The following is a 261-nucleotide window of genomic DNA, read 5'->3' as shown; positions in this document are numbered from 1 at the left end:
CGTGCGATGGCCGAACTTCTCCTGCGCAATGCGGATCGCCTCGACATTGAGGATGCCGTTGACGATGCCGAGGTTATGATAGACCGAACCGATACGCGACTTGTCCTCGAGGTTGCCCTTGCCGGCACCGTAGACGGTCTTCACGATCTCCTGCACCACCGGATAGGTGTTGCCGGAAGCCTGCGTGGTGATGGCGGTGTAGCCCTTGGCCGCGTCGCCGGCCGGGATGACGTCTTCTTCCGAATTCGACCAGACATTGCC

At 60.9% G+C, this 261-nt stretch carries 1 pseudogene; it reads right to left on the bottom strand.

Annotation, left to right across the window (positions count from 1 at the left end):
* A pseudogene (locus E5X34_RS32775) lies at positions 1-261 on the bottom strand (ABC transporter permease); the annotation flags it as partial.

The organism is Mesorhizobium sp. (assembly GCF_004963255.1).
Taxonomy (GTDB): domain Bacteria; phylum Pseudomonadota; class Alphaproteobacteria; order Rhizobiales; family Rhizobiaceae; genus Mesorhizobium.
Note: the sequence above shows the minus strand (reverse complement) of the source record. Positions and strands in the feature narration are given on the sequence as shown.